At 69.1% G+C, this 24,642-nt stretch carries 21 protein-coding genes; 11 read left to right on the top strand and 10 right to left on the bottom strand.

Features of this window, described 5'->3' with window-relative positions; translation table 11 throughout:
• Positions 1-29 precede the first annotated feature (29 nt).
• The 3 genes from ASE48_RS25300 to ASE48_RS25310 all read left to right on the top strand — a co-directional run bounded on the left by ASE48_RS25300 (position 30) and on the right by ASE48_RS25310 (position 3,241).
• On the top strand, positions 30-1,865 hold the full coding sequence (locus tag ASE48_RS25300; RefSeq protein WP_057169887.1) for an acyl-CoA dehydrogenase: 1,836 nt from the start codon (positions 30-32) through the stop codon (positions 1,863-1,865).
• A 184-nt stretch (positions 1,866-2,049) separates the two neighbouring features.
• A complete protein-coding gene (locus ASE48_RS25305; RefSeq protein ID WP_057169888.1) occupies positions 2,050-2,649 on the top strand; it encodes a ClpP family protease in 600 nt (199 codons plus the stop codon).
• A gap of 1 nt (position 2,650) precedes the next feature.
• Complete coding sequence (locus ASE48_RS25310) at positions 2,651-3,241, top strand: ClpP family protease (RefSeq protein WP_057169889.1); 591 nt, start codon at positions 2,651-2,653, stop codon at positions 3,239-3,241.
• On the opposite strand, the gene ASE48_RS25315 is transcribed toward ASE48_RS25310, so the two are convergent.
• Together ASE48_RS25315 and ASE48_RS25320 are read right to left on the bottom strand one after the other, a co-directional pair.
• Positions 3,238-3,558, bottom strand: a complete 321-nt coding sequence (locus ASE48_RS25315) for a helix-turn-helix domain-containing protein (RefSeq protein ID WP_057170035.1) — start codon at positions 3,556-3,558, stop codon at positions 3,238-3,240. The two genes, ASE48_RS25310 and ASE48_RS25315, sit on opposite strands and share 4 nt — an antisense overlap.
• 218 nt (positions 3,559-3,776) lie before the next feature.
• Positions 3,777-4,733, bottom strand: coding sequence for a TIGR03564 family F420-dependent LLM class oxidoreductase (locus ASE48_RS25320; RefSeq protein ID WP_200962259.1), 957 nt, complete (start codon positions 4,731-4,733; stop codon positions 3,777-3,779).
• Between the two features lie 72 nt (positions 4,734-4,805).
• Here ASE48_RS25320 and ASE48_RS25325 point away from each other — a divergent pair, with 72 nt between their 5' ends.
• Positions 4,806-5,864 (top strand): TDT family transporter, encoded by a 1,059-nt coding sequence (locus ASE48_RS25325; RefSeq protein WP_235571528.1) that lies wholly within the window; start codon positions 4,806-4,808, stop codon positions 5,862-5,864.
• A 194-nt stretch (positions 5,865-6,058) separates the two neighbouring features.
• On the opposite strand, the gene ASE48_RS25330 is transcribed toward ASE48_RS25325, so the two are convergent.
• The gene (locus tag ASE48_RS25330) at positions 6,059-7,360 is read right to left on the bottom strand and encodes an acetyl-CoA C-acetyltransferase (protein ID WP_057169892.1); all 1,302 of its coding nucleotides are present in this window, start codon (positions 7,358-7,360) and stop codon (positions 6,059-6,061) included.
• A gap of 47 nt (positions 7,361-7,407) precedes the next feature.
• Between ASE48_RS25330 and ASE48_RS25335 the strand changes: the two genes are divergently transcribed.
• Positions 7,408-8,760 (top strand): 3-oxoacyl-ACP reductase, encoded by a 1,353-nt coding sequence (locus ASE48_RS25335; protein ID WP_057169893.1) that lies wholly within the window; start codon positions 7,408-7,410, stop codon positions 8,758-8,760.
• Positions 8,761-8,793: 33 nt separating this feature from the next.
• Complete coding sequence (locus ASE48_RS25340; protein WP_057169894.1) at positions 8,794-9,639, top strand: MaoC/PaaZ C-terminal domain-containing protein; 846 nt, start codon at positions 8,794-8,796, stop codon at positions 9,637-9,639.
• Here ASE48_RS25340 and ASE48_RS25345 read toward each other — a convergent pair.
• From ASE48_RS25345 to ASE48_RS25355, 3 genes are read right to left on the bottom strand one after another with little or no spacing between them, the layout of a single operon-like run.
• Positions 9,636-10,238, bottom strand: a complete 603-nt coding sequence (locus ASE48_RS25345) for a TetR/AcrR family transcriptional regulator (RefSeq protein WP_057169895.1) — start codon at positions 10,236-10,238, stop codon at positions 9,636-9,638. The two genes, ASE48_RS25340 and ASE48_RS25345, sit on opposite strands and share 4 nt — an antisense overlap.
• A gap of 19 nt (positions 10,239-10,257) precedes the next feature.
• Positions 10,258-11,418: a glycoside hydrolase family 3 N-terminal domain-containing protein gene (locus tag ASE48_RS25350; RefSeq protein WP_057169896.1), complete on the bottom strand. Its 1,161-nt coding sequence runs from the start codon at positions 11,416-11,418 to the stop codon at positions 10,258-10,260.
• A 40-nt stretch (positions 11,419-11,458) separates the two neighbouring features.
• Positions 11,459-11,752 carry a hypothetical protein gene (locus tag ASE48_RS25355; RefSeq protein ID WP_156409358.1) on the bottom strand — a complete coding sequence of 98 codons (294 nt, stop codon included), beginning with the start codon at positions 11,750-11,752 and terminating at the stop codon, positions 11,459-11,461.
• A gap of 31 nt (positions 11,753-11,783) precedes the next feature.
• On the opposite strand from ASE48_RS25355, the gene ASE48_RS32325 reads away from it, so the two are divergent.
• Together ASE48_RS32325 and ASE48_RS25360 are read left to right on the top strand one after the other, a co-directional pair.
• Positions 11,784-11,957 carry a DUF2613 domain-containing protein gene (locus ASE48_RS32325; protein ID WP_082614413.1) on the top strand — a complete coding sequence of 58 codons (174 nt, stop codon included), beginning with the start codon at positions 11,784-11,786 and terminating at the stop codon, positions 11,955-11,957.
• Positions 11,958-11,991: 34 nt separating this feature from the next.
• The gene (locus ASE48_RS25360; protein ID WP_200962268.1) at positions 11,992-16,149 is read left to right on the top strand and encodes an alpha-(1->3)-arabinofuranosyltransferase; all 4,158 of its coding nucleotides are present in this window, start codon (positions 11,992-11,994) and stop codon (positions 16,147-16,149) included.
• Here the strand turns inward: ASE48_RS25360 and ASE48_RS25365 are convergent.
• Together ASE48_RS25365 and ASE48_RS25370 are read right to left on the bottom strand one after the other, a co-directional pair.
• Positions 16,121-17,191 carry a PDR/VanB family oxidoreductase gene (locus ASE48_RS25365; protein ID WP_057169898.1) on the bottom strand — a complete coding sequence of 357 codons (1,071 nt, stop codon included), beginning with the start codon at positions 17,189-17,191 and terminating at the stop codon, positions 16,121-16,123. The two genes, ASE48_RS25360 and ASE48_RS25365, sit on opposite strands and share 29 nt — an antisense overlap.
• Positions 17,188-18,084 carry a metal-dependent hydrolase gene (locus ASE48_RS25370; RefSeq protein ID WP_057169899.1) on the bottom strand — a complete coding sequence of 299 codons (897 nt, stop codon included), beginning with the start codon at positions 18,082-18,084 and terminating at the stop codon, positions 17,188-17,190. Before ASE48_RS25370 ends, ASE48_RS25365 begins: the two co-directional genes overlap by 4 nt.
• Positions 18,085-18,170: 86 nt before the next feature.
• On the opposite strand from ASE48_RS25370, the gene ASE48_RS25375 reads away from it, so the two are divergent.
• Entirely contained in the window at positions 18,171-19,148 is a 978-nt protein-coding gene (locus ASE48_RS25375; protein ID WP_057169900.1) for a phosphotriesterase, read from the top strand.
• Here ASE48_RS25375 and ASE48_RS25380 read toward each other — a convergent pair.
• Positions 19,142-20,305, bottom strand: coding sequence for an acyltransferase family protein (locus ASE48_RS25380; RefSeq protein WP_057169901.1), 1,164 nt, complete (start codon positions 20,303-20,305; stop codon positions 19,142-19,144). The two genes, ASE48_RS25375 and ASE48_RS25380, sit on opposite strands and share 7 nt — an antisense overlap.
• A gap of 191 nt (positions 20,306-20,496) precedes the next feature.
• Between ASE48_RS25380 and ASE48_RS25385 the strand changes: the two genes are divergently transcribed.
• Complete coding sequence (locus ASE48_RS25385) at positions 20,497-21,708, top strand: DUF3068 domain-containing protein (protein WP_057169902.1); 1,212 nt, start codon at positions 20,497-20,499, stop codon at positions 21,706-21,708.
• A 38-nt stretch (positions 21,709-21,746) separates the two neighbouring features.
• Entirely contained in the window at positions 21,747-23,342 is a 1,596-nt protein-coding gene (locus ASE48_RS25390; RefSeq protein WP_200962269.1) for a hypothetical protein, read from the top strand.
• A 53-nt stretch (positions 23,343-23,395) separates the two neighbouring features.
• Here ASE48_RS25390 and ASE48_RS25395 read toward each other — a convergent pair whose 3' ends face one another.
• Positions 23,396-24,568: a glycosyltransferase family 4 protein gene (locus ASE48_RS25395; protein ID WP_057169904.1), complete on the bottom strand. Its 1,173-nt coding sequence runs from the start codon at positions 24,566-24,568 to the stop codon at positions 23,396-23,398.
• Positions 24,569-24,642 lie beyond the last annotated feature (74 nt).

Here is a 24,642-nt window from a genome sequence, read left to right on the forward strand (position 1 = left end):
CTTAGACCCAATCTCATTGAGGAGACACTGTGAGTCACTACAAGAGCAACGTTCGTGACCAGGTATTCGCCTTGTTCGATGTGCTCGGTCTCGACAAGGCGCTCGGCACCGGCAGCTTCGCTGACCTCGATGCCGACACCGCCCGCGAGATGATCAACGAGATGGCGCGTCTGGCCGAGGGCCCGATCGCCGAATCGTTCGCCGATGGTGACCGCAACCCGCCGGTCTTCGATCCCGCGACGCACACCGTCACGCTGCCCGAGTCGTTCAAGAAGTCCGTCAACGCCACCATCGACGGCGGCTGGAACAAGGTCGCCCTCGACGAGGATCTCGGCGGCATGCCCGCCCCCAAGGCGCTGCTGTGGGCCCTCAACGAGCACATCCTCGGCGCCAACCCGGCGGTCTGGATGTACAGCGGCGGAGCCGGTTTCGCGCAGATCTTCGCGCACAACGGCACCGACGAGCAGAAGAAGTGGGCGGCCATCGCCTCGGAGAACAACTGGGGCGCCACCATGGTGCTCACCGAGCCCGACGCGGGTTCGGATGTGGGCGCCGGCCGCACCAAGGCCGTCAAGCAGGAGGACGGCTCCTGGCACATCGACGGTGTGAAGCGCTTCATCACCTCCGCCGACGCCGACGACCTCTTCCCGAACATCGCGCACCTGGTGCTGGCCCGCCCCGAGGGCGCAGGCCCGGGCACCAAGGGTCTGTCGCTGTTCTTCGTGCCGAAGTTCCTCTTCGACTTCGAGACCGGTGAGCTCGGCGAGCGCAACGGCGTCTACGTCACCAATGTCGAGCACAAGATGGGCCTGAAGGTTTCAGCCACCTGTGAGCTGTCCTTCGGCCAGCACGACAAGCCGGCCGTCGGCTGGCTCGTCGGCGAGGTGCACAACGGCATCGCGCAGATGTTCGACGTCATCGAGCAGGCCCGGATGATGGTGGGCACCAAGGCCATCGCCACCCTGTCGACCGGCTACCTGAACGCGCTCGAGTACGCCAAGGACCGTGTCCAGGGTGCCGACCTGACCCAGATGACCGACAAGACCGCACCGCGGGTGACCATCACTCATCACCCGGATGTGCGTCGCTCGCTGATGACCCAGAAGTCCTACGCCGAGGGCATGCGTGCGCTGTACATGTACACCGCCACCTTCCAGGACGACGAGGTCGCCCAGGCACTGCACGGTGTGGACGCCGAGATGGCGGTCCGCATCAACGATCTGCTGCTGCCGGTGGTCAAGGGCTTCGGCTCGGAGACCGCCTACGCCAAGCTGACCGAGAGCCTGCAGACCTTCGGTGGATCGGGCTTCCTGCAGGACTACCCGGTCGAGCAGTACATCCGTGACGCCAAGATCGACTCGCTCTACGAGGGCACCACCGCGATCCAGGCGCAGGACTTCTTCTTCCGCAAGATCATCCGCGACAAGGGCCAGGCGCTGGCCTACCTGTCCGGTGAGATCGACACCTTCGTGAAGAACGCGACCGGCAACGGCCGCCTGAAGGCCGAGCGCGCACTGCTGGCGACCGCGCTGGAGGACGTGCAGGGCATGGCCGCCACGCTGACCGGTTACCTGATGGCCTCGCAGGAGGATCCGTCCGCCATCTACAAGGTGGGCCTGGGTTCGGTGCGCTTCCTGATGAGCGTCGGCGACCTGGTCATCGGCTGGCTGCTGCAGCGTGAGGCCGCCGTGGCGATCGAGAAGCTCGACGCCGGCGCCACCGGTGCGGACAAGGCGTTCTACGAGGGCAAGATCGGCGCCGCATCGTTCTTCGCCAAGAACTTCCTGCCGCTGCTGACCAGCACCCGCACGGTGCTCGACGCCATCGACAACGAAGTGATGGAACTGGACGAAGCAGCTTTCTGAGTTTCTGAGTTCCCAAGACCAAGGACCCCCGGCGATCCCGGGGGTCCTTGCATTTGGTGGCGAAACTCGCGTACCCGGGGTAATCCGCGCGCGAATCGGGACCGGTACGCGAGTTTCGCCGAGGCGTTCTGCTCACAGCAGCACCGCATGCGCGAATGCCGTTGCGCGCGGCAGTGTCTAACCCATGACCGAGAAACCACCCCTGTTTGGCCGGCAGCTACGCGAGGATCTGTACCGCAAGCGCGTCCTCGTGCTCGACGGCCCCCTCGACGACGACAACGGCGCCGTGCTGATGGCGCAACTGCTGACGCTGGCCTCCGATTCCGATGACGATGTCGCCCTGTGGATCCACTCCCCCGGCGGTTCGGTGCCGGCCATGCTCGCGATTCGCGATGTGATGCGGCTGATTCCCGCCGATGTGTCCACGCTGGCGCTCGGACTGGCCTGCAGCGCAGGACAATTCCTGCTGTCGTCCGGCACGCCGGGCAAGCGGTTCGCACTTCCGCACGCACGCATCCTGATGCACCAGGGGTCGGCGGGTATCGCCGGTTCCGCGGTCGAGGTGGAGGTGCAGGCCGACGATCTGCGGCACACCCGCGACACCGTGCTTGCCATCATCGCCGCGGATACCGGCCAGGACGTCGAGCGCATCTTCACCGACTCCCTGCACGATCGCTGGTTCACCTCCGAGCAGGCACTCAGCTACGGGTTCATCGACCACATCGTCGGCGACTTCACGCAGATTGCACCGAACCGTAAGCAGCACTTCGGGATCGGAGTCTGACGTGAGTACGTACACCATCCCGAACGTCATCGCCCGCACCCCCAGCGGCGAGCGCATCATGGACGTCTACTCGCACCTGCTCACCGAGCGCATCGTCTACCTGGGCACCGCCATCGATTCCGGCGTCGCCAATGCCCTCATCGCCCAACTGCTGCATCTGGAGGCCGACAACCCGGAACAGGAGATCGGGCTCTACATCAACTCCGAGGGCGGCGATCTGTCGGCGATGCTTGCCGTCTACGACACCATGCGCTTCGTCAAGGCCCCGGTGGCGACCACGTGCGTCGGGCAGGCCGTGGCAACCGGGGCCGTGCTGCTGGCCGCCGGTGAGCCGGGGCGGCGTTCGGTGCTGCCGCACACCCGGGTGGTGCTGCACCAGCCGGCCGCCCAGGGGCGCGGCACCATCCCGGATCTGATCCTGCAGGCCGACGAGGTGGTCCGGATGCGCAGTCAGCTGGAATCGATCCTGTCCCGGCACACCGGCCGCAGCGTCGAACAGCTCCGGCACGACACCGACCGCGACCGGGTGTTCGACGCCGAGGGCGCGGTGACCTACGGCCTGGCGGACCGGGTGCTCGATCAGCGCGTCTAGGCTGCCAGCAAGGTGGCGCCGGTCCCGGGCTCGGAGCGCCGGGTGAGATCGGCCGAGATGCCGCCGAGCAGCCGCCCGAGCTCGATGTTCAGCGCCCCGCACACCGCGGCGATCATCTCGCTGGACGGCTCCTTGCGGCCGCGCTCGATCTCGGAGAGGTACTGCGGTGACACCCCGGCACGGGCGGCGACGTCGACCAGCCGGGCACCGCGGCGCCGGCGGGTGTCGCGTAGCCGCCGGCCGAGGACTTCCCGCCACAAGGGCCCCGGCTCGCGCGACGGCCTGCGGTCCGGGTGGATGCGAATGATGTCGCCCATGCCAGCATCATGGCCGCAATCATCGGGCTGCGGCGCGTTGTTCACCATGGGCAGAAGACATGTGGGCGGGTTCGGGAGGACTGTCGGTCTTTCGACCTCGAGGGCGTCCTCATATACCTTTCGGTATCTCGCGCGGCCGGAGTTTCACCTCGTCCCGGCTCTTTGGATGTGTCACTCCCGAACCCGTCGTGCGGTCGACTGTACGCCTGTGACGACAATCACACCAGAGGTTTTTCGGCACCTTCCAGGTCGACGTCCAGCGCCCGCAACAACGCCCTCGTCCGGTTCCTGACCTCGGGCGACTTGTCGTAGACCACGCCCACATATTCGTGCACGCCGGCGGCGCGCAGCTCGTCGATGCGGGCGGTCACGGTCTCCTCGTCCCCGATCAGCACGGCGTCTTCGGGCCCGGCGTAGCCCTCCCGGTCGAGCATGGCGCGGTAGGACGGCAGGTGCCCGTACATCGCGAACTGCTCGGCGGCCTGGCTGCGCGCGCCGTCGACGTCATCGGTGACGCTGATGGGCAGCGCGGCCACCACCCGGACCGAACGCCCCTCGGGGGCGGCCGCGGCCCGCAACGCCGGGCCGACATGTTCGGCCAGCGTTTTCGGCCCGGTCATCCAGGTCACGGTTCCCGCGGTGCGGCGCCCGGCAATTTTCAGCAGCTGCGGGCCCAGCGCGGCGATGTACACATCGGGTTGCGGTGCGCCGGGGATCTGCAGCGCGCCGCGGGTCGTGTAGATCTCGCCGGGCGCATCGGCGGGTTCGCCCGCCAGCAGCGGCAGCAGCCCGTCCAGATACTCGTTGAGCCGTCGCACCGACCGGTCCCACGGAATGCCCCACATGCCTTCGGTGACGGCCGCGTGCGTCATCCCCAATCCGAGGATGAAGCGACCTCCAGCGATCAGGTTCAGCGTCAGCGCGCGCTGCGCCAGCTGCATCGGATGTTGATTCTGGATCGGCACCACCCCGGTGCCGACCTCGATGGTGTCGACCTCACGCAGGGCCACCGCCAGCACGGTCAGCAGGTCCGGCTCGTACGGCATCTGGGTCATCCAGATCCGGCGGAAACCCTCGTCGCGCAACTTTGCGAATTCCGACACGACGCCGTCGACGAGGGACGTGCCGCCCGATCCGGACAATGACCCGAGGATGCTGATCTGCATGCACCTCATGATGCCCGCCGAATCGTGACCGAAACCGAGACACGGCTGGGAAACTTCGGCCCGAACTGGTTCTCGTCGGTGATGGGGACCGGGATCATCGTCGTCGCGGGCGCGACGCTGCCGGTCCAGCCACCCGGGCTGCGGGTGTTCACCGACATCGTCTGGGTCTTCGCGGCGCTCCTTCTGGTGGCGCTCCTCATCACGGTCACCGTGCAGTGGTTCCGCCACCCCACCGTCGCACGCGGGCATGCGCGCAATCCGCAGATGGCGCATTTCTACGGCGCCGCACCCATGGCGCTGCTGACCGTCGGGTCCGGCACCATGCTCGTCGGCAAGGATCTGATCGGCGAAGGCCTGGCCGTCGACATCAACTGGGTGCTGTGGTCGGCGGGCACCATCGGCGGTCTGTTCACCGCGATGACCATCCCGTACCTGATGTTCACCCAGCTCAACGTGGGCCCGGACGCCGCCTTCGGCGGTTGGCTGATGCCGGTGGTGCCGCCGATGGTGTCCGCTGCGTCGGGGGCGATGCTGATCCCGCACATGGCCCCGGGCACGGGACGGACGACCATGTTCTACGGCTGCCTGGCGATGTTCGGGCTGTCACTGATCGCCGCGCTGATCATCATCACGATGATCTGGAGCCGGCTGGCCCTGTACGGCACCTCCGGCACCGCGCGGGTCCCGACGCTGTGGATCGTGCTCGGTCCGCTGGGCCAATCGATCACGGTGGCCGGGCTGCTCGCCAACGAGGCGCACCTGGCCGTCACACCGCAGCTCGCCGCCGGAATGGGGATCTTCGCGATCCTGTTCGGGGTGCCCGTATGGGGTTTCTGCGTGCTGTGGATCGCCCTGGCCACCGCGCTCACGGTCCGCACCCTGCGGCGCGGGATGCCGTTCGCGTTGACCTGGTGGAGCCTGACGTTCCCGGTCGGGACGTTCGTCACCGGGACCACCCAGCTGGCGGTGCACACCGGGCTGCCGGCGTTCGAGGTCGCCGCCTCGGCGGCCTACGCCGGCCTGCTGTGCACATGGGCCCTGGTCGCGGTGCGGACCGCGCGCGGCAGTCTGGCGGGCAGCCTGTTCGCGCCACCCGGAGCGGGGCCGGTCACCGCATCCAAGGACGTGGGCGAGAAATAGAGAAGCCCCGTGTTGCCGTCGGGTCGGGGGGTCAGACGGCAACACGGAGCTATCCCATGTATCGACGGTGCTCCGGCGAGCGTTACAGGAATCCGAAAAACTTTTTTCTGCAACTTTCCGGGCCGGGCCGAAACTGTATTCCAGCAGGGAAAACGCGAGTAGGCGCCGTCCGGAACACAGTTTCGGCGACGTGACTAGGCCTCCAGGATGGCCGTCACACCCTGCCCACCTGCGGCGCAGACCGAGATCAGGCCGCGCACCGGCTGGCCGGTCTCCTTCTTCTTCTCCGCCAGCTGCTTGGCCAGCTGCGCGACGATGCGTCCGCCGGTCGCGGCGAACGGGTGCCCGGCCGCCAGCGAGGAGCCGTTGACGTTGAGCTTGCTGCGGTCGATGGCCCCCAGCGGGGCGTCCAGTCCGAGCCGGCCCTTGCAGTAGTCAGGCGACTCCCAGGCCGCCAGCGTGGCCAGCACCACGGAGGCGAACGCCTCGTGGATCTCGTAGAAGTCGAAGTCCTGCAGCGTCAGGCCGTTGCGGGCGAGCAGCCGCGGCACCGCGTAGGTCGGCGCCATCAGCAGCCCGTCGGGCCCGTTGACGTAATCGACCGCGGCGGTCTCCCCGTCGACGAAGTACGCCAGGACCGGGAGGTTGTGCTCGGCGGCCCACTCCTCGGTGGACAGCAGCGCCACCGAAGCGCCATCGGTCAGTGGCGTGGAGTTGCCCGCGGTCATCGTCGCGTCACCGTTGCGCACACCGAAGACAGGCTTGAGCTTGGCCAGCTTCTCCGGCGACGAATCGGCACGCAGATTGTTGTCGCGGTAGACGCCGAGGAAGGGGGTGACCAGGTCATCGAAGAACCCGCGGTCATAGGCGGCGGCCATGTTGCGGTGGCTGGCCGCGGCGAGCTCGTCCTGATCCACGCGCTTGATGCCCATCTCCTTGGCGGTGATGGCGGCATGCTCGCCCATCGACAGCCCGGTGCGGGGTTCGCCGTTGGTGGGGATCTCCACACCGAGAGCGGCGGGCAGCTTGCCGACCAGCTTGAGCCGATCGAGGTTGGACTTGGAGCGGCGCAGGCTGAGCAATACGCCGCGCAGGTCATCACCGAACGCGATGGGCGCATCCGAGGTGGTGTCCACGCCGCCGGCGGCAGCCACCTGGTAACGGCCGCGGGCGATCCCGTCGGCGGCGGCGATCGCCGACTGCAGGCCGGTGCCGCAGGCCTGCTGCAGGTCGATGCCCGGGGTGTAGGGCGACAGGGAGCTACCCAGCACGCTTTCGCGCATCAGGTTGAAATCACGGCTGTGCTTGAGCACCGCGCCACCGATCACGGCGTCGAGCTTCTCGCCGCGCAATCCGAACCGTTCGGCGAGGCCGTCCAGGACGGCGGTGAACATGTCCTGGTTGGAGGCATTCGCGTAGGCGCCGTCGGAGCGCACGAAGGGGATCCGGTTTCCGCCGAGGACGGCGACGCGGCGGTCATTGGTTTCTGAAGGCATGCCCCCAAGGTTACCCGCAAACCTTACTCTGGAGTAAGTTAGTACCCATGGCTTCCGACCTGTTCTCCCAAGTGGTCAATTCCGGGCCCGGATCATTCCTGGCCAAACAACTCGGCGTTCCGCAGCCCGAAGAGCTGCGCCGCTACCGCGCCGGCCAGCCGCCGCTCGCCGGATCGCTGCTGATCGGCGGGGAAGGCCGGGTGGTCGAACCGCTGCGCGCCGCCCTCTCCGACGACTACGACGTCGTCTCCGACAACATCGGCGGGCGGTGGGCCGACTCGTTCGGCGGGCTGGTGTTCGACGCCACCGGTATCACCGAACCCTCCGGGCTCAAGGAGCTCTACAAGTTCTTCACCCCGGTACTTCGCAACCTCGGCGCCTCGGGCCGGGTGGTCGTCATCGGCACCACCCCGTCGGGCACCGGCACGGCGCACGAGTACATCGTGCAGCGCGCCCTGGAGGGGTTCACCCGATCACTGGGCAAGGAACTGCGTCGCGGCGCGACGGTCTCACTGGTGTACCTGGCCGACGACGCCGACGCGGGCGCCTCCGGCCTGGAATCGACGCTGCGTTTCATCCTGTCCGGCAAGTCCGCGTTCGTCGACGGGCAGGTCTTCCGCGTCGGTGCCGCAGCGTCGCAGGCGCCTGCGGACTGGGACAAGCCACTGGCAGGCAAGGTCGCCGTGGTGACCGGCGCCGCCCGCGGTATCGGCGCGACCATCGCCGAGGTCTTCTCCCGCGACGGCGCCGCGGTGGTCGCCGTCGACGTACCGGCCGCCGAGGAGGCGCTGAAGGAGACCGCCGAGAAGGTGGGCGGGACGGCGCTCGCGCTGGACGTCACCGCGCCCGACGCGGTGGACCAGATCGTCGCGCATCTCACCGAGCACCATGGCGGCAAGGTCGACGTCCTGGTCAACAACGCCGGTATCACCCGCGACAAGCTGCTCGCCAACATGGACGAACCGCGTTGGGATTCGGTGGTCGCGGTGAATCTTCTTGCGCCGCTGAATCTCACCGAGGGCCTGGTCGCCGCCGGCGCGCTCGGCGAGGGCGGCCGGGTGGTCGGCCTGTCGTCGATGGCCGGTATCGCGGGCAACCGCGGCCAGACCAACTACGCGGCGACCAAGGCCGGCATGATCGGCATCGTCGAATCCCTGAGCCCGTCCCTGGGCGAGAAGGGCATCACCATCAACGCCGTGGCGCCCGGGTTCATCGAGACCAAGATGACCGAGGCCATCCCGCTGGCCACCCGCGAGGTGGGCCGCAGGCTGAACTCGCTGTTCCAGGGCGGCCAGCCCGTCGACGTCGCCGAGACCATCGCCTACTTCGCCAGCCCGGCGTCGAATGCGGTCACCGGCAACACCATTCGGGTCTGCGGCCAAGCCCTGCTGGGGGCATGATGAGCGCTTGCGCGAAGAACAAAGGACACCGGTATGTCGCAACCTAACGGTCTCGTCAACATGGCACGGGCCGTCGCCGGCGCGCTGCCGTTCGTACCGCGTGCCGGTGGCCTGCCCGACCGCACCGTCCACGTCCCCGAACTCCGGATCGACCCGGCCAACGTCGCCGCGTACGCGAACGTCACCGGGCTGCGCTTCGACAATGCCGTGCCGCTGACCTACCCGTTCGCGCTGACCTTCCCGACCATGATGTCGCTGGCCACATCGTTCGATTTCCCTTTTGCGGCAATGGGTTCGGTGCACACCGAAAACCACATCACCCAGTACCGGCCGATCACCGTCAGCGATGCGCTGGACGTGTCGGTGCACGCGGAGAACCTGCGCGAGCACCGCAAGGGCCTGCTGGTGGATCTGGTGACCAGCATCAAGATCGGCAACGATCTGGCCTGGGAGCAGACCACCACCTTCCTGCACCAGCAGCGCACCAGCCTGTCCGGCGAGCCGCGGCCCGAGCCGCCCAAGCAGAAGAAGCTCCCACCGCCGAACGCGGTGCTGAGCATCTCGGCCGGCCAGATCCGCTCCTATGCCTCGATCGGCGGTGACCACAACCCGATCCACACCAGCTCACTGGGCGCCAAGCTGTTCGGGTTCCCCACCGCCATCGCGCACGGGATGTTCAGCGCGGCAGCCGTGCTGGCCAATATCGAGGGCCGGCTGCCCGATGCGGTGAAGTACTCGGTGCGCTTCGGCAAGCCGGTGCTGCTGCCGGCGCGCGCCGGGCTCTACGTGGACGCCACCGACAATGGTTGGGAGCTGGCGCTTCGGCACCTGTCGAAGGGCTACCCGCATCTGACGGCATCGGTGACCGGGCTGTCCTAACCCTTGTCGGTCGGCTTGCCCTTCAGGCCGCGCCAGAACAAGTTGATCATCAGTTCGGTGGCGTCGTGCACGCCGGCGTCACCGGTGCTGACCCGGTCCGCGATGGCCTCGCCGGCACCCACCAGCGCAACGGCCATCATGTTGAAATCGGCGTCCGGCTCCGGGTTTCGGGTACCGGACTGCAACAGCCTGCCGACCAGATCGATGATCCGTTCCCGACCCTCACGCACGGTGTGCGCGAACGCCTGCGAACTGGTGGCCTGGCTGTAGAGCACGATCCACGACGCGCGGTTGCTGTCGATATAACCGAGGAACGCGCCAACGGCGTTGCTCAGCATGTCCTTTGGGCTCTGCGTGAAGTCGATCTTGCCGCGCACCTCGTCGACGAACCGGTTCAGTTCACGGTCCAGGCACGCCCCGAAGAGATCTTCCTTGGAGCCATAATAGAGGTAGAGCATCGGTTTGGAGATCTGCGCCTCGGCGGCGATCGCATCCATCGACGTCTCGTGATAGCCGTTGATGGAGAACATCTGCACGGCAGCGTCGAGCATCTGCTGCTCGCGCACCGCGCGCGGCAACCGCTTGGTTCCACCGGCCATCGGCTCAGAGTACGGGTGATCAGCGGCCGCAGTTGGGGTTAGGCCCCTTGGAGGCCGCCACCCGCTGCACCGACGCATCCACCGCGGCCGGGGACAGCTCGCCGGCGGCGACCGCCTGCTCCAGGCGGTCCAGGACGGCGGGAACCTCGGCGGTGGTGATCCACAGCGCGACATCGGCGCCGGCCTGCAAGGACTTCAGCACCGCCGCCGCGACTCCATACTGCTGGTTGATCGCGGCCATGCTGGACAGGTCGTCGGTGTAGACGAGGCCACCGAAACCGAACTCGGTGCGCAGCAGGTTGTAGGCCGCGGGACTCAGGCTGGCCTGCTCGCCGCCGGTCAGCCCGGGCACCTGCATGTGGCCCACCATCACCGCCACCGGCGGCTGGGCCGTCAACGTGCGGTACGGGACCAGGTCGTCGTTCTGCAGTTCGGCCAGCGGCGGGGTGGACACGGCACCGGTGTGCGAGTCACCCGAGGCGCGCCCGTGGCCGGGAAAATGCTTGAGCACCGGCAGCACGCCGGCGTCGCGCAGGCCGCGCGCATAGGCGCCGGCGTACTCGGTCACCGTCTCCGGATCGTCCCCGAACGAGCGGTCACCGATCGCGGCGCTCTCACCGGTCACGTCGACGACCGGCGCGAAATCCACGGTGATGCCCAGGCCGCGCATGGCCCGGCCGCGCTCGAGCGCGATCCCGTACACCTCGTCGGAGGTCTTGGTCTGGGCCAGCTCCCGTGCCGAGGGCTGGCTGCCGATCACACCGGCCAGCCGGGACACCCGGCCGCCCTCTTCGTCGACGCTGACGGCCAGCGACAGCGGGCCCGAGTTCGCCGCGATGTCGGCCAGTGGCGCACCGAGCATCGACTTGTCGGTCCAGCTGCCGATCATGATGCCGCCGACATGCTGGTCGGCGACCACCGCGCGGGCGTCGGCGGCATTGCTGACACCGACCATCAGCAGCTGGGCGAGCTTGTCGCGCGTCGACAGGGTGGCGATATCGCAGGAGCCGGGCGCCGGTGCGGCCGGCAGCGGCTGATCGAAGGAGGCGTTGCTCGGCACGGGCGCGCCGCTGCTCGCCGGGGCCGGCGGGGCGGCCGCCTCCTGCGGTTCGGCGGGCGAGCAGGCCAGCAGGAGACCGGACAGCGCGGTCAGGGCACAGAGTGCGCGCGACATCGACATGGGTCTCGAGACTAGCGGTCCGCACTCGATCGGCAGCCGTTCACCAGACCTGCAGTGCGCACGGGACCCCGTGGGACTGCAGCCAGCTGCGCTCGCCGACGGCCATGATCGTGTCGGCTGCGGCACACACCGCGTCGAGCAGGGCGGCGTCCGGACCGACGCCCAGTGCGGCCCGCAGCGCCGGCAGGTCCTCGGGTTCCACCGACACGTGATATTCGTATCCGTCCAGGTAGGCGCGGTCGAACCCGGCGAACACCAGGGCGCCGGTGGGCCCGAGGCTCACCCACACGGTGCACGTCGCCGAGCGCCAGAACTCCCGCTCCGCCGAAGTCACCCCACCATTCTGACGTGCTAGGTTGGCGGGCATGGAACGGTTCGTCGTGCCCGCTGCGGCCAGCGTTGTGGTCGGCCTGCTGTTGGGCGCGGCGGCGATCTTCGGCGTGACGCTGATGGTCCAGCAGGACACCAAGCCACCGGTGCAATCGGGAGACCCGGCGTCCTCGGTGCTCAACCGCGTTGAATACGGCGACCGGGCCTGACCCGGGCGCGCCGGCAGCCGGAGTTCGGAATCAACTGTCGCGGCGTTGGCTGTGGCTGGTCGGCACCGCATTTCTGATACTGGCGTTCATCCAGTCGCCGGGCCGCATCTCTCCTGACACCAAACTCGATCTCACCGCCAACCCGCTGCGGTTCCTCGCACGTGCCGCCGATCTGTGGAACAGCGACCTGTCGTTCGGGCAGGCCCAGAACCAGGCCTACGGCTACCTGTTTCCGCACGGCGCGTTCTTCCTGGCCGGCGATGTGCTGGGCGTGCCGGGCTGGGTGACCCAACGGTTGTGGTGGGCGCTGCTGCTCACCGTCGGGTTCTGGGGCCTGCTGCGGGTGGCCGAGGCGCTGGGGATCGGCACCACCAGCGCGCGGATCATCGCCGCGACGGCCTTCGCCCTGTCCCCGCGGGTGCTGACCACCCTGGGCGCCATCTCCTCGGAGACGCTGCCGATGATGCTGGCGCCGTGGGTTCTGCTGCCCGTGATCTACGCCATGCGCGGCGACGACCGGATCCGGTTGCTGGCCGCGCGTTCGGCAGCGGCCGTGGCGCTGATGGGCGCGGTCAACGCCGTCGCCACCCTGACCGGCTGCCTGGCCGCCGTCATCTGGTGGGCGGCGCACCGCCCGAACCGGCAGTGGTGGCGGTTCACCGCGTGGTGGGCGCTGTGCACGGCGTTGGCCATCACCTGGTGGTCGGTCGCGCTGGTGATGCTGGGCCGCATCAGTCCGCCGTTCCTGGATTACATCGAGTCCTCCGGGGTCACCACTCGCTGGCTGTCGCTGACCGAGGTGCTGCGCGGCACGGACAGCTGGACACCGTTCGTCGCGCCCACCGCCACCGCGGGTTCGACGCTGGTCACCAGTTCGGTCGCGGTGCTGGCCACCACCCTGGTCGCGGCGGCCGGGCTGGCCGGCCTGGCGATGCGCACCATGCCGGCCCGGGGCCGGCTCATCGCGATCCTCTTCGTCGGCATCACCCTGCTCGCCGTCGGTTACTCGGGCGGGCTGGGTTCCCCGATCGCCACGCAGGTGCAGTTGTTCCTCGACGCCGACGGCACCCCGCTGCGCAACGTGCACAAGCTGGAACCGTTGATCCGGCTGCCCCTGGCGCTGGGCCTGGCGCATCTGCTGGGCCGGATACCCCTGCCCGGCACCGTGTCCCGGCCCAGCTGGGTGCGCGCGTTCGCCTACCCCGAACGCGACAGGCGGGTCGCCGTCGGCCTGGTCATCCTGACCGCGCTGGCCGCGGGCACCTCACTGGCCTGGACCGGCCGGCTGACCCCGCCGGGGAGCTTCGAGGCGATCCCCGGCTACTGGCACGACACCGCGGACTGGCTCGATGAGCACAACACCGACCGCGGACGGGTGCTCGTCGCGCCGGGCGCCCCGTTCGCGACCCAGGTGTGGGGCAACAGCCATGACGAGCCACTGCAGGTGCTGGGCAACAACCCCTGGGGCGTGCGCGACTCGATCCCGCTGACCCCACCGGAGACCATTCGAGCGCTCGACTCGGTGCAGCGGCTGTTCGCCGCCGGGCAACCCTCGGCCGGCCTGGCGGATACGCTTTCCCAGCAAGGTATTTCGTTTGTGGTGGTGCGCAACGACCTGGATCCGGACGCATCACGGTCCGCACGCCCGATCCTGGTGCACCGTGCCATCGACGGGTCGCCCGGCCTGACCAGGGTCGCGGAATTCGGTGATCCGGTGGGGCCGGGAACCCTGGAGGGGTTCGTCACCGACAGCGGCCTGCGTCCCCGCTACCCGGCGATCGAGATCTACCGCGTCGACGACGCCCGGCCCGCGCCGTATCTGACCGACCTGGATGCGATGGCCCGCGTCGACGGCGGCCCGGAAGCCTTGTTGCGCCTTGCCGAACGACGCCGACTGACCGGGCGTGAACCCCTCGGGCCGATGCTGCTGACCGCCGACGCACAGCGTGCCGGTGTCGGCGCCCCGCTGGTGACGGTGACCGACACGCCACTGGCCCGCGAAACCGATTACGGCCGGGTGGACAACCATTCCTCGGCGGTGCGCACCCCCGACGAGCGGCGTCAGACCTTCAACCGGGTGATGGACTATCCGGCCGGCACCGACCCGCTCTATGCGAGGTGGACCGGCGGCAATATCAGCGTCTCCAGCTCTGCGGCGGATTCGACTGCGCTACCCAATGTTTCGCCGTCCTCCGGGCCGGCCGCGGCCATCGATGCCGATTCCTCGACAAGTTGGGTGTCCAACTCGCTGCAGACCGCGCTGGGCCAGTGGATGCAGGTCGACTTCGACCATCCGGTGACCAACGCCGCGGTCACCATCACCCCCAGCGCCACCGCTGTCGGCGCGCAGGTCCGCCGCATCGAGGTGTCCACGATCAACGGCACCACCACTCTGCGATTCGACGAGCCCGGTAAACCGTTGTCCGCGGCGCTGCCGTTCGGTGAGACGCCGTGGATGCGGATCACCGCCGTCGGCACCGACGACGGCTCACCCGGTGTGCAGTTCGGCATCACCGATCTGTCCGTGACCCAGTACGACGCATCGGGTTTCGCCCATCCGGTCACCCTGCGGCGCACCGTGGACGTGCCGGGTCCGCCCGCGGGATCGGCGGTCGCGCAATGGGATCTCGGCTCCGAGCTGCTGGGCCGGCCGGGCTGCGCGGAAGCACCGGACGCCATCCTCTGCGCGGCCACCATGGCGCTCGCCCCCGAGGAGGCGGTCAACATGAGCCGCACCCTGACGGTTCCGGAGGCCACCGCGGTCACCCCGACGGTATGGGTGCGGGCGCGACAGGGTCCACGGCTGGCCGATCTGATCAGCGAGCCCGGAAACACCCGCGCGACCGGCGATTCGGATCTGATCGACGTACTCGGCTCGGCCTACGCCGCCACCGACGGCGATGTGCGCACCGCGTGGACGGCACCGCAGAACAATGTGCAGCTCAAGAAGCCGCCGACGCTGACGGTGAAACTGCCCGCGCGCACCGAGGTTTCCGCGCTGACCCTGACACCGAGTGCCACGGTGCTGCCGGCACATCCGACGATGGTCGCCATCGACCTGGGCGCCGGCCCGCAGGTCCGCCGCCTCGACGGCGGCGGGCCGCAGACCTTCGACCTGTTCCCCGCGGTGACCGACACTGTGCAGGTGTCGATCCTGGACTGGACCGATGTGATCGACCGCACCGCACTGGGTTTCGATCAGCTCAAGCCCACCGGCCTGGCCGAGGTGACCGTCCTGGACCGCGCGGGCAAGCCGATTGCGGCGGCCGACCCGGCCGACGGGGGCCGCCCGATCACGTTGCCGTGCGGCAGGGGGCCGATCATCGGTGTGGCCGGGCAGTTCATCCAGACCTCGGTAGCCACCACCGTCGGTGCGCTGCTGGACAACGAGCCCATCGCGGCGAAGCCCTGCCAGACCGAGCCCGTCACGCTACCCGCGGGCCAGCAGGAACTGGTGGTCAGCCCGGGCGAGGCATTCGTGGTCGACGGCGTCCAACTGGACACCCCGCGCGCCGCTGAACTGCGCCCGGCACCGATCATCGACGCGCCCACCGGCAAGTGGACCTCCGATCACCGCGAGGTGGAGGTGGACGCGGTGGATCACGACCGGGTGATCGTGGTGCCCGAGAGCGTGAATCCCGGCTGGGTCGCCCACACTCAGGACGGCACGGCACTACGCGCCATCACCGTCAACGGGTGGCAGCAGGGCTGGGTGGTCCCCACAGGCACCAGCGGCACGCTGACGCTGACCTTCCCCTCCAACCTGACCTACCGGATCGGGCTCTTCGGCGGGCTGGCGCTGCTCCCGATACTGGCTTTGCTTGCGCTGCTGCCGATCCGGCGTGAGAGTACCGGCGAGTCGGCGCAGCCGTGGGTGCCCGCGCCGTGGCTGTCGGGCGCCGCGGTCCTCGCGGTGGGCGCGCTGATCAGCGGGGTCACCGGGATCGCGGTGGTGGCGGCGGCGATCGGCGTGCGGTACCTGCTGGCGGGACGGGCTTGGTCAGAGAGGATCACCGTCGGGGTGTCCGCCGGTGGGCTGATCGCCGCCGGCGCGGCCCTGTCCCGTGGCCCGTGGCGCTCGGTGGACGGGTACCTCGGCCATTCGGTCGGCGTGCAGTTCCTCGCGCTGTTGTCGGTGGCGATGCTCGCGGCGTCGACGGTTGCTATAGATCGAGCACGAGACGTGAAGTGAGCGAACGGGATACGCAGGTCAACATCGAGGTCTCACGCTCTTCGGCGGTGAGCCTGTTCTCGCGGTGCTCGGGTGTGCCGGCCAGCACCCCGACGCGGCAGGTACCGCAGAAACCCTGGCGACACGAGTAGGCGGTGTCGGGGCGGTGCCGTACCAGCGCGTCGAGCACCGATTCGTCGGCGGCCACCGGCAGCACCTCACCGCTGCCGGCCAGTTCGATCTCGAACGCCGTGCCGTCGCGCACCGGCGGAGCGCTGAAACGCTCGAAATGCAGTGCCGCGGCGCCGGATCTGTCGAAGTTCTGGCGCACCGTCTCGATCATCGGCGGCGGCCCGCACACGTAGACCGCCCCGCCGGCGGGTGCGTGACCCAGCAGGTCCTCGACGGTCGGCAGTCCGTGTTCGTCATCGAACCGGATGGTCACCCGGGACGGGTCCCAGGATGCGATCTCGTCGAGGAACGGAATGCTCTCCGCGCTGCGCCCGCAGTACACGAAATGCCAATCGGTGCCCAGCCGTTGGGCCGCGAGCACCATCGGCAGCACCGGGGTGATGCCGATACCACCGGCGATGTAGAGCGCCCGGTCGTAGGGAATGAACGGGAAGCCGTTGCGCGGGCTGCGCACGCTGACCGAATCCCCCACCGACAGCGCATGCATCTCCAGCGATCCGCCACCACCGCCGGGGATCCGGCGCACCGCGATCCGGTACTGCGACCGGTCCTGCGGGTCACCGCACAGCGAGTACTGCCGGCGCCGCCCCGACGGCAGGTGCAGATCGAGGTGACTGCCGGGCTGCCACGCGGGCAGCGTGGCGCCGTCGGGCGCGGCGAAGGTCAGTGCGACCACGTCGTTGTCCTGGGCGACGACGGTGCGTCCGGTCACCTGCAGCGTGAGCGCGGCGTCAGCGCCGCGAAGGGCACGTTCGTCGCCGTAGTCGGCCTGGGTGACGCGCCCCAGCCAGAACCGTTCCAGAAGCGACACAACAAAATTCGTCGCCCGGTCGTCGAGCGGTGTGCCCAGCGGCGGTGCGGGACGCTTCACCGCGCCGCGGCCCGCGCGGCGGGCGAGGAGGCCAGGTAGGCGACGGCCTGGGCGGTGTCCCCGACATCGCCGGGGTGATACCGCGGCGAGAAGTACTGCATCCCACGCCATGCGGTGTGCGTGATCGACGGGGTGACGCCGCGGCGCCCGGAACGGATCAGGCCGCGCCAGATTGCTTTTCGCTTGCACCGCGACATCGTCAGGTTCGGGTCGACCCGCATCAGGTACCGGGTGGCCTGCCACAACAAGTACAACAACATCGGGCCTGCCACGACCTGCGCCCAGGCGCGCCGCGCGTAGTTGTGGTCGAAATAGCGCAGCACGTCGTGGGACACCATGCGGTGCTCGACCTCTTCGGCGCCGTGCCAGCGCAGCAGGTCGACGATCGTCGGGTGCGCCGTCTGGCCGTTGAGCCGTTCGGCGTTGAGCACCCAGTCGCCCAGGAACGAGAAGATGTGTTCCAGCGCGGCCATCACGGCCAGCCGCTCCACCAGATAGTTGTGCGCCTTGGCGCCGGTGGCGTCGCGCGGGCCCAGGAGGCTGCCGAACACCCAGTGCGCGCGGTCGAGCACCGGGGCCGGGTCGATGCCGTGCCGCTCCAGGTACTCGTTGACGCCGGAGTGGGCGTTGGCGTGCATGGCCTCCTGGCCCATGAAGCCGATGACGTCCTCGCGGAGTTTCTCGTCCTCGATGTGCGGCAACGCCTCTTTGAGGATCGAGACGAACCACTCCTCACCGGCGGGCAGCAGCAGGCTCAGCCCGTTGTACAGGTGCGATGCGTACGGGTCGTCGTACACACACTGAGCAGGCACGTCGGTGAGATCGAACTGCACCGCACGTGCGTGCAGCGCGATCGCCGCACCGTCCGGGGTGTCCGTGTCCAACTTCTCCATCGGCAAAACGGTACCCCGGGTACCGGGTAGATGTCGATACTCGCGAACCGCCTCGGCCGCAGTGGGCGGCTCCTAGCATCGGCGGGGTGGCCGATACGAACACCGCACGCGGGCCGGTCGATACCGCTGACCTCGGCGTCACGCTCATGCACGAGCACGTCTTCATCATGACCACCGAGATCGCGGAGAACTATCCAGAGGGCTGGGGCGATGAGGATCGCCGCGTCAGCGACGCCATTGCCCGGCTCAACGAACTGAAATCCCGCGGTGTGGACACCGTCGTCGACCTGACCGTCATCGGGCTGGGCCGCTACATCCCGAGGATCGCGAAGATCGCGGCGGCCACCGAGATCAACATCGTGGTGGCCACCGGCCTCTACACCTACAACGATGTGCCGTTCCGGTTCCACTACCAGGGTCCGGGCACCCTGCTCGACGGACCCGAGATCATGACCGAGATGTTCGTCCGCGATATCACCGAGGGCATCGCCGACACCGGCATCAAAGCGGCAATCCTGAAGTGCGCCACCGACGAACCGGGCGTCACCGCGGGGGTGGAGCGGGTGCTGAGAAGCGTGGCCGCCGCGCACCGGGAGACCGGTGTGCCCATTTCCACCCACACCCATGCCGGCCGCCGGCGCGGCCTGGAGCAACAGCGGATCTTCGCCGAGGAGGGCGTCGACCTCAGCCGCGTCGTCATCGGGCACTCCGGGGACAGCACCGACCTGGACTACCTGGAGGAACTCATCGCGAGCGGCTCCTACCTGGGCATGGACCGGTTCGGCATCGATTCGATCCTGCCGTTCGAGCAGCGCGTCGACACGGTGGCCCGGATGTGCGAACGCGGCCACGCCGAGAAGATGGTGCTCTCCCACGACGCGTCCTGCTATTTCGATGCGCTCCCCGAGGACATGGTGTCGGTGGTGATGCCCAACTGGCATTACCTGCACATCCACAACGACGTGATCCCGGCGCTGAAAGAGCGCGGGGTGACCGACGAGCAGCTCACGACCATGCTGGTCGACAACCCGCGGCGGATCTTCGAACACGGCGGCGGTTACTGAGCGGTGTCACGCACCGCACTGTCCAGCGGCGCCGAACGACGGTGCCGGGCCTCCCAGCGCAGCAGCGCCTCCCGGCACGGTGACTCGACCAGGGCATAACTGACCGCTGCGATCGCGAAGCCGAAGATCAGCGTCAGCACCAACACCACCGGCATGTGGCCGTTGAACGGGAAATACCCCATGACCGGAAACACCATCGCCAGGGCAGCCAGGTGCCAGATGAACAGCCCGTAGGACCAGCGGCCCAGCGTCACCATCACCGGGCTGCCCAGCACCCGGTGCGCGGTGTCGGGCGCGTCGAGCACCAGGGGTGCCAGCAACGTCCCGGCCACGATCGCGCCCATCGTGGTCTTCACCACGAACTGGCCCACCGTTCCCGGCGTCAGCCCCTCCGGGCCGGCCAGCGGCGAGGCCGCGACCAGAAACGCCCCCACCGCCACCGCCGCCATCAACAACCGGCGCCGCGCCAGCCGGTGCGCCCAGCCGACCCGGCTCACCGACAGCTCGGCCAGCACGATTCCCGCGGCGAACCAGGAGAAGAAGGCCGGTGGCCAGTTGAGCGGGTTCACGCCGTAGGGCGGGTCGAACGGGATCAGCCCCCAGGCCAGGCTCGCCGCCGCCAGCGCGACGACGGCGGGGATGCGCGCACCCACCGGCAGCCGCCGGGCCAGCAGCGCCAGCACCGGTAGCGCGATGTAGAAGCAGACCTCCACCGACAGGCTCCACATCTGGGTGAGCCCGTTGGTCAGCGTCAGCGGAACATAGATCTGGGTGAGCGTCAGATTGGCCAGCCAGACGGTGAAGTCGGCGTTGGTATCGGGCATCAGCGTCAGGATCACGATGACGGCCACCAGGTAGCCGGGCATGATTCGGACCAGCCGCGAGCGCAGGTAATGCCCGGTCGGAGGGCGACGGCGCAGGCCGCGTTCTGCTGCCGCGTGCCCCCGCCACAGCAGGAAGCCCGACAGCGCGAAGAACACGGCGACCGCCAGGTCGAAGCGGCCCAGCAGCCTGCCGGTGACGCCACCGGTGTTGCCGGTCTGGAACGCCACGTGGGTGATGACAACCCCGACCGCGGCGCAGGCCCGCATTCCCTCGACGGCGGGCAGAAAGCTGCGCGCGGCACCTGAGGTGGTGCGATCGCCAGACGCCGTCATGGCGACCAGTGTGCCCCCGGCGGGCAGGAGCGAAGCGACCGGGGAATGAGACCGGCGGGCAGGAGCGAAGCGACCGGGGAATGAGACCGGCGGGCAAGAGCGCAGCGACCAGGGAGTGTCGAAGTCGATCGTCACAGTTCTCGCCCTCACAGAGTGCTGTTAGGGTCGTCAGCGACCGAAGGGAGCACGGGTTGAACCGCGCCGTAGCCCTGCGAATTGCCGCATGTGGACTTCTGGGGCTGGGTGCTGCCCTGTTGATCGCAGCCCTGCTGCTGTCCACGTACACCCAAGGCAAGATCGCAAAGATCCCGCTGGATCTCGATGCCGACCTCATGAGTGAGGGCACCGGCACCGCGCTCGATCCGGCGTCGCTGTCCTCGGGGGAAGCGTTCGTCATCAACGAGAACGTCCCAGTGGCGCTGCAGCAGCAGCTCAGCGTGGAGGCTCCGGCCAACGCCGAGGTGGTGACCCTGCAGGTCGGTAGCACGCTGCGGCGCACCGACAAGCAACAGGACGAAGGGCTGCTGTTGGCCCTGGTCGACACCGTCACCCTGGATCGCGCCAGCGCGCTCGCAGTGTCCAGCGACACCAATCCCGGCGGCGCGGTGCAGAAGCCGCGCAGCATCGAGGATGACAACCCGCCGACGAACGTGGCGTTGCCGCACGAGGGACTGTCCTACCGGTTCCCGTTCGACACCGAGAAGAAGACCTACCCCTACTTCGATCCGATCGCGCAGAAGGCCTTCGACGCCAACTACGACGGCGAAGAAGACGTCAACGGACTGACCACCTTCCGGTTCACCCAGAACGTCGGCTACGACGCGGACGGCAAGCTCGTCGAGCCGGTCCGGTACGCCTCGCTGTACGACAACGACGAGGACGGCGAAGTGACCGCCCGCGCGTCGCTGTGGGGTGTGGAAGCCGAGAGCCCCGAAGATCCGATCACCATGACGCGTTACTACGCGGCACAGCGCACCTTCTGGGTGGATCCGGTGACCGGCACCATCGTGCGGGCCAAGGAACACGGATTCCACTACTACGCACGTGACGAGCTCAGGCCCGAGGTGACGTTCGCCGACTACACCGTGAACTCCACCGAGGAGACGGTCGAGTCGCAGGTCGCCGCCGCGCGCGACGAGTCCGATCATCTGGCGTTGTGGAGCCGGGTCCTGCCGATCACCTTCACCGCGCTGGGTCTGGTGGCCCTGGTGGGCGGCGTGCTGCTGGGCTCGTTCGCCTTGCGCGCCGAGTCCGCGCTGATCGATCCCGGCCTCGACGGATCGGACCGCGGCTTCTTCGGCCGGCGTGACGACGAATCCGGGCCGATGCCCGCAGCCGAGGCGCAGACCGAGAAGATCCCCACCCGACGGCCCACCGACCTGCCGCCGGACCGACCGGTCTGACCACCCCTGCATCACCGGCCACCGCCCACCGGCGGTGGATCGCGCCTGCATACGCGTTCGCGCTGGCACTGATCGTCACCGGGCCACTGCTGGCACCGGGCTACGTGCTGCTGCGGGACGCCGTCTCCACCCCGCGGTCGCACCTCTCCGACGCCGCGCTGGGCCTGACCCAGGCCGCGCCGCGGGCGCTGCCGCAGGACTTCGTGATCGCGCTGCTCTCGCCGGTGATCGACGGCGGCGTGCTGGTGAAGCTGCTGCTGATCGGTGGGCTGTGGCTGGCCGGCTGGGGTGCGGCACGGCTGGTCGCGCAGGTGCTGCCGGAGGCCGGAGTGGCGGGTCAGTGCATGGCCGCGACGGTGGCCATCTGGAATCCGTATGTCGCCGAGCGGCTGCTGCAGGGGCATTGGAGCCTGTTGGTCGGCTACGGCTGCCTGTCCTGGGTGGCCGCGATGATGCTGCAGCGCCGGTACTGGCCGGCGGTGTTCTGGATCGCGCTGGCGGGCCTGACGCCGACCGGGCTGCTGCTGGCGGCGGTGGTGGCGCTGGTGTGCTGCCGGGGGTGGCGCGATATCGCAATCACCGCGGCGGCGGCGGCCGGTGCGGCACTGCCCTGGCTGGTGGCCGCGGTGGTCGCAGACTCGCTCTCCTCGACGGCCGGTGCCGGGGTGTCGGCGTTCGCGGCCCGCGCCGAGCCCGGTCTCGGGACCCTGGGCAGCCTCGCCGGCCTCGGTGGTATCTGGAATGCCCAGGCGGTACCCGATTCACGCACAACACTTTTCGCGCTGCTGGGCACCGTCGTGCTGTTGGCCACGGTGTGCGCGGGACTGCCTGCGGCGATCCGCTGTGCGCAGGCACGCCCCCTGCTGGTGCTTGCCGCGATCGCGGTGGTGCTGCCCGCGGCAATGGCCACCGGGCCCGGGATGGCGGCGCTGGAAGCGGTGATGCGCGCGGTGCCCGGGATAGGGCTGCTCCGGGACGGGCAGAAGTGGGTGGCGCTGGCCGTTCCCGGCTACGCGCTGGCCGCCGCCGGGGTTGCGCGACTGGGCCGTTCGGCGGCGGTGCTGGGCTGCGTCGCCCTGATCGCGGTGCTGCCCGATCTGGCCTGGGGTGTCGGCGGGCAGGTGCGTTCGGTGACCTACCCGGCGGGCTGGACGACGGTCGCGGCCATGATCAACGCCGACCCGCGACCGGTGGCGGTGCTACCGCCGGACAGCATGCGCCAATTCTCCTGGGCGGGTGAGGCTCCGGTGCTCGACCCGCTGCCCCGCTGGGTGTCCGCCGAGGTACTCAGCAGCGGCGACCTGGTGATCGGCGGGCAGACGGTGCCCGGCGAGGGTGCGCGCGGCCGCGAGGCGACCCGGCTGCTGCTCGACGGGGCCTCCCAGCGTGAGCTGGCCGACGCCGGGATCGGCTGGGTGGTCGTCGAATCAGGCTCCGGTGCACTGGATTTGCCGGTGGCCTACCGAGACGGCGACATCGCGCTGTATGACATCGGCGGGACGGCGCCGGCGGCTTCGGGACGTGGGTTGCTGATCACCGCGCACGTGGTGTGGCTGGCGATCCTGATCGGCACCGGGGTGGGCGCGCTGGTAACGCGACGCCACCCGGTTCTCGTGCCGAGACTGTATTCCTGAAGGCGTTCACCCGCACTTCGCCGTCTGGAATACGGTTTCGGCGCGTGGGTTGGTCAGACGACGCCGCTGACGTAGCGGCCCGCGTGCACCGATTCGAGGACGGTGCGCATCGCATCCGCGCTGAGCACCCAGGAGAATTCCGCGCTGCGACTCCGCGCCTTGGCGCCGAGTTCGTCGCGCAGCACCCGGTCGGTGAGCAACCGGCGCAGCCCGTCGACCAGTTCGTCGGGACCGTCCACCAACAATCCGGTGACACCGTCGACGACGGAGTCCGTCAGGCCACCGGAGCTGCGGTAGCCGATGGTCGGCACCCCGTGCTGGGCGGCCTCGATGACGGCCAGCCCCCACCCTTCCTTGCGGGAAGGCATCAGGTGAACCCAACTTTGCTGCACCACATGGTGTTTGGCTTCATCATCGATATGGCCGTGGAAGGTGACGGCATCGGCAATCCCGAGCACGGCGGCGTGGTCGACCAGCCGCTGTTCCCACCAGCCGCCGCCCACGATGTCGAGGTGCAGGTCCGGAATCCGGCGGCGCAGCACCGCGACCGCGTCCAGGGCGTCCTCGATCTGCTTGTGCGGCACCAGCCGTGAGAGCACCGCGACCCGCGGGGTGGCGGAGCGCTGCGCGGTCAGCGATGCCTGCGGCGCCTCATCGACCCCGTTGCGCACCACCGCAATCTGGGCGGGCGCCACACCAAGATCGGTGAGCTCGCGCGCCGAGGGCAGCGACACGGTGACGTACTGATTGCGCCGGTGCAGGGCCGGAGACAGCCGCGATTCGACGAACCAGCCGAACCGGCCGGTGCGCCGGCCTGCCACCGGCCACTGCTCGCGGTGGCAGTGGTGTACCAGCAGCACCGAGCGCTTGCCGTAGGCGAGCCGGGCCAGGAAGGGGATGCCGTTCTGGGTGTCGATGACGACGTCGGGCCGGGCACGGCGCAGCGGCCCCACCCCGACCCGCGCGGCCACCATCGCCAGCCCCGCCCAGACGTAGACCGAGTAGGGCCCGCCGCCGCGGCTGACCGTCACCCCGTCCAGGCTGTCGCGGCGTGGGGCACCCGGGTAGCGGGCGGTGCGCAGGGTGACCGCCACCCCGGCGTCGGCCAGTTGGGCGCCGATGCGCTGCAGGTAGGCCTCGCTGCCGCCGCCCTGCGGATGCCCGGTGTCGCGCCAGCCCAGCAACAGCACACGCTGCACCTGGGGGTCACGGGATGTTCGGGGCATAACGTCGCCCAGCCTAACCGGCCCGCCGGCAACGCCTCGGCTCGCTGGTGGGCCACGGTTGAACCGTAGGCTGA

The sequence above is a fragment of the Mycobacterium sp. Root265 genome (assembly GCF_001428895.1).
Lineage (GTDB): Bacteria > Actinomycetota > Actinomycetes > Mycobacteriales > Mycobacteriaceae > Mycobacterium.

What these genes read in the sequence shown, in the direction of transcription:
- ASE48_RS25305 (WP_057169888.1), top strand. Translation starts at nt 2,050, where the DNA reads ATGACCGAGAAACCACCCCTGTTTGGCCGGCAGCTACGCGAGGATCTG.
- ASE48_RS25315 (WP_057170035.1), bottom strand. Translation starts at nt 3,558, where the DNA reads ATGGGCGACATCATTCGCATCCACCCGGACCGCAGGCCGTCGCGCGAG.
- ASE48_RS25320 (WP_200962259.1), bottom strand. Translation starts at nt 4,733, where the DNA reads ATGAGGTGCATGCAGATCAGCATCCTCGGGTCATTGTCCGGATCGGGC.
- ASE48_RS25325 (WP_235571528.1), top strand. Translation starts at nt 4,806, where the DNA reads ATGGGGACCGGGATCATCGTCGTCGCGGGCGCGACGCTGCCGGTCCAG.
- ASE48_RS25330 (WP_057169892.1), bottom strand. Translation starts at nt 7,360, where the DNA reads ATGCCTTCAGAAACCAATGACCGCCGCGTCGCCGTCCTCGGCGGAAAC.
- ASE48_RS25335 (WP_057169893.1), top strand. Translation starts at nt 7,408, where the DNA reads ATGGCTTCCGACCTGTTCTCCCAAGTGGTCAATTCCGGGCCCGGATCA.
- ASE48_RS25340 (WP_057169894.1), top strand. Translation starts at nt 8,794, where the DNA reads ATGTCGCAACCTAACGGTCTCGTCAACATGGCACGGGCCGTCGCCGGC.
- ASE48_RS25345 (WP_057169895.1), bottom strand. Translation starts at nt 10,238, where the DNA reads ATGGCCGGTGGAACCAAGCGGTTGCCGCGCGCGGTGCGCGAGCAGCAG.
- ASE48_RS25350 (WP_057169896.1), bottom strand. Translation starts at nt 11,418, where the DNA reads ATGTCGATGTCGCGCGCACTCTGTGCCCTGACCGCGCTGTCCGGTCTC.
- ASE48_RS32325 (WP_082614413.1), top strand. Translation starts at nt 11,784, where the DNA reads ATGGAACGGTTCGTCGTGCCCGCTGCGGCCAGCGTTGTGGTCGGCCTG.
- ASE48_RS25370 (WP_057169899.1), bottom strand. Translation starts at nt 18,084, where the DNA reads ATGGAGAAGTTGGACACGGACACCCCGGACGGTGCGGCGATCGCGCTG.
- ASE48_RS25380 (WP_057169901.1), bottom strand. Translation starts at nt 20,305, where the DNA reads ATGACGGCGTCTGGCGATCGCACCACCTCAGGTGCCGCGCGCAGCTTT.
- ASE48_RS25395 (WP_057169904.1), bottom strand. Translation starts at nt 24,568, where the DNA reads ATGCCCCGAACATCCCGTGACCCCCAGGTGCAGCGTGTGCTGTTGCTG.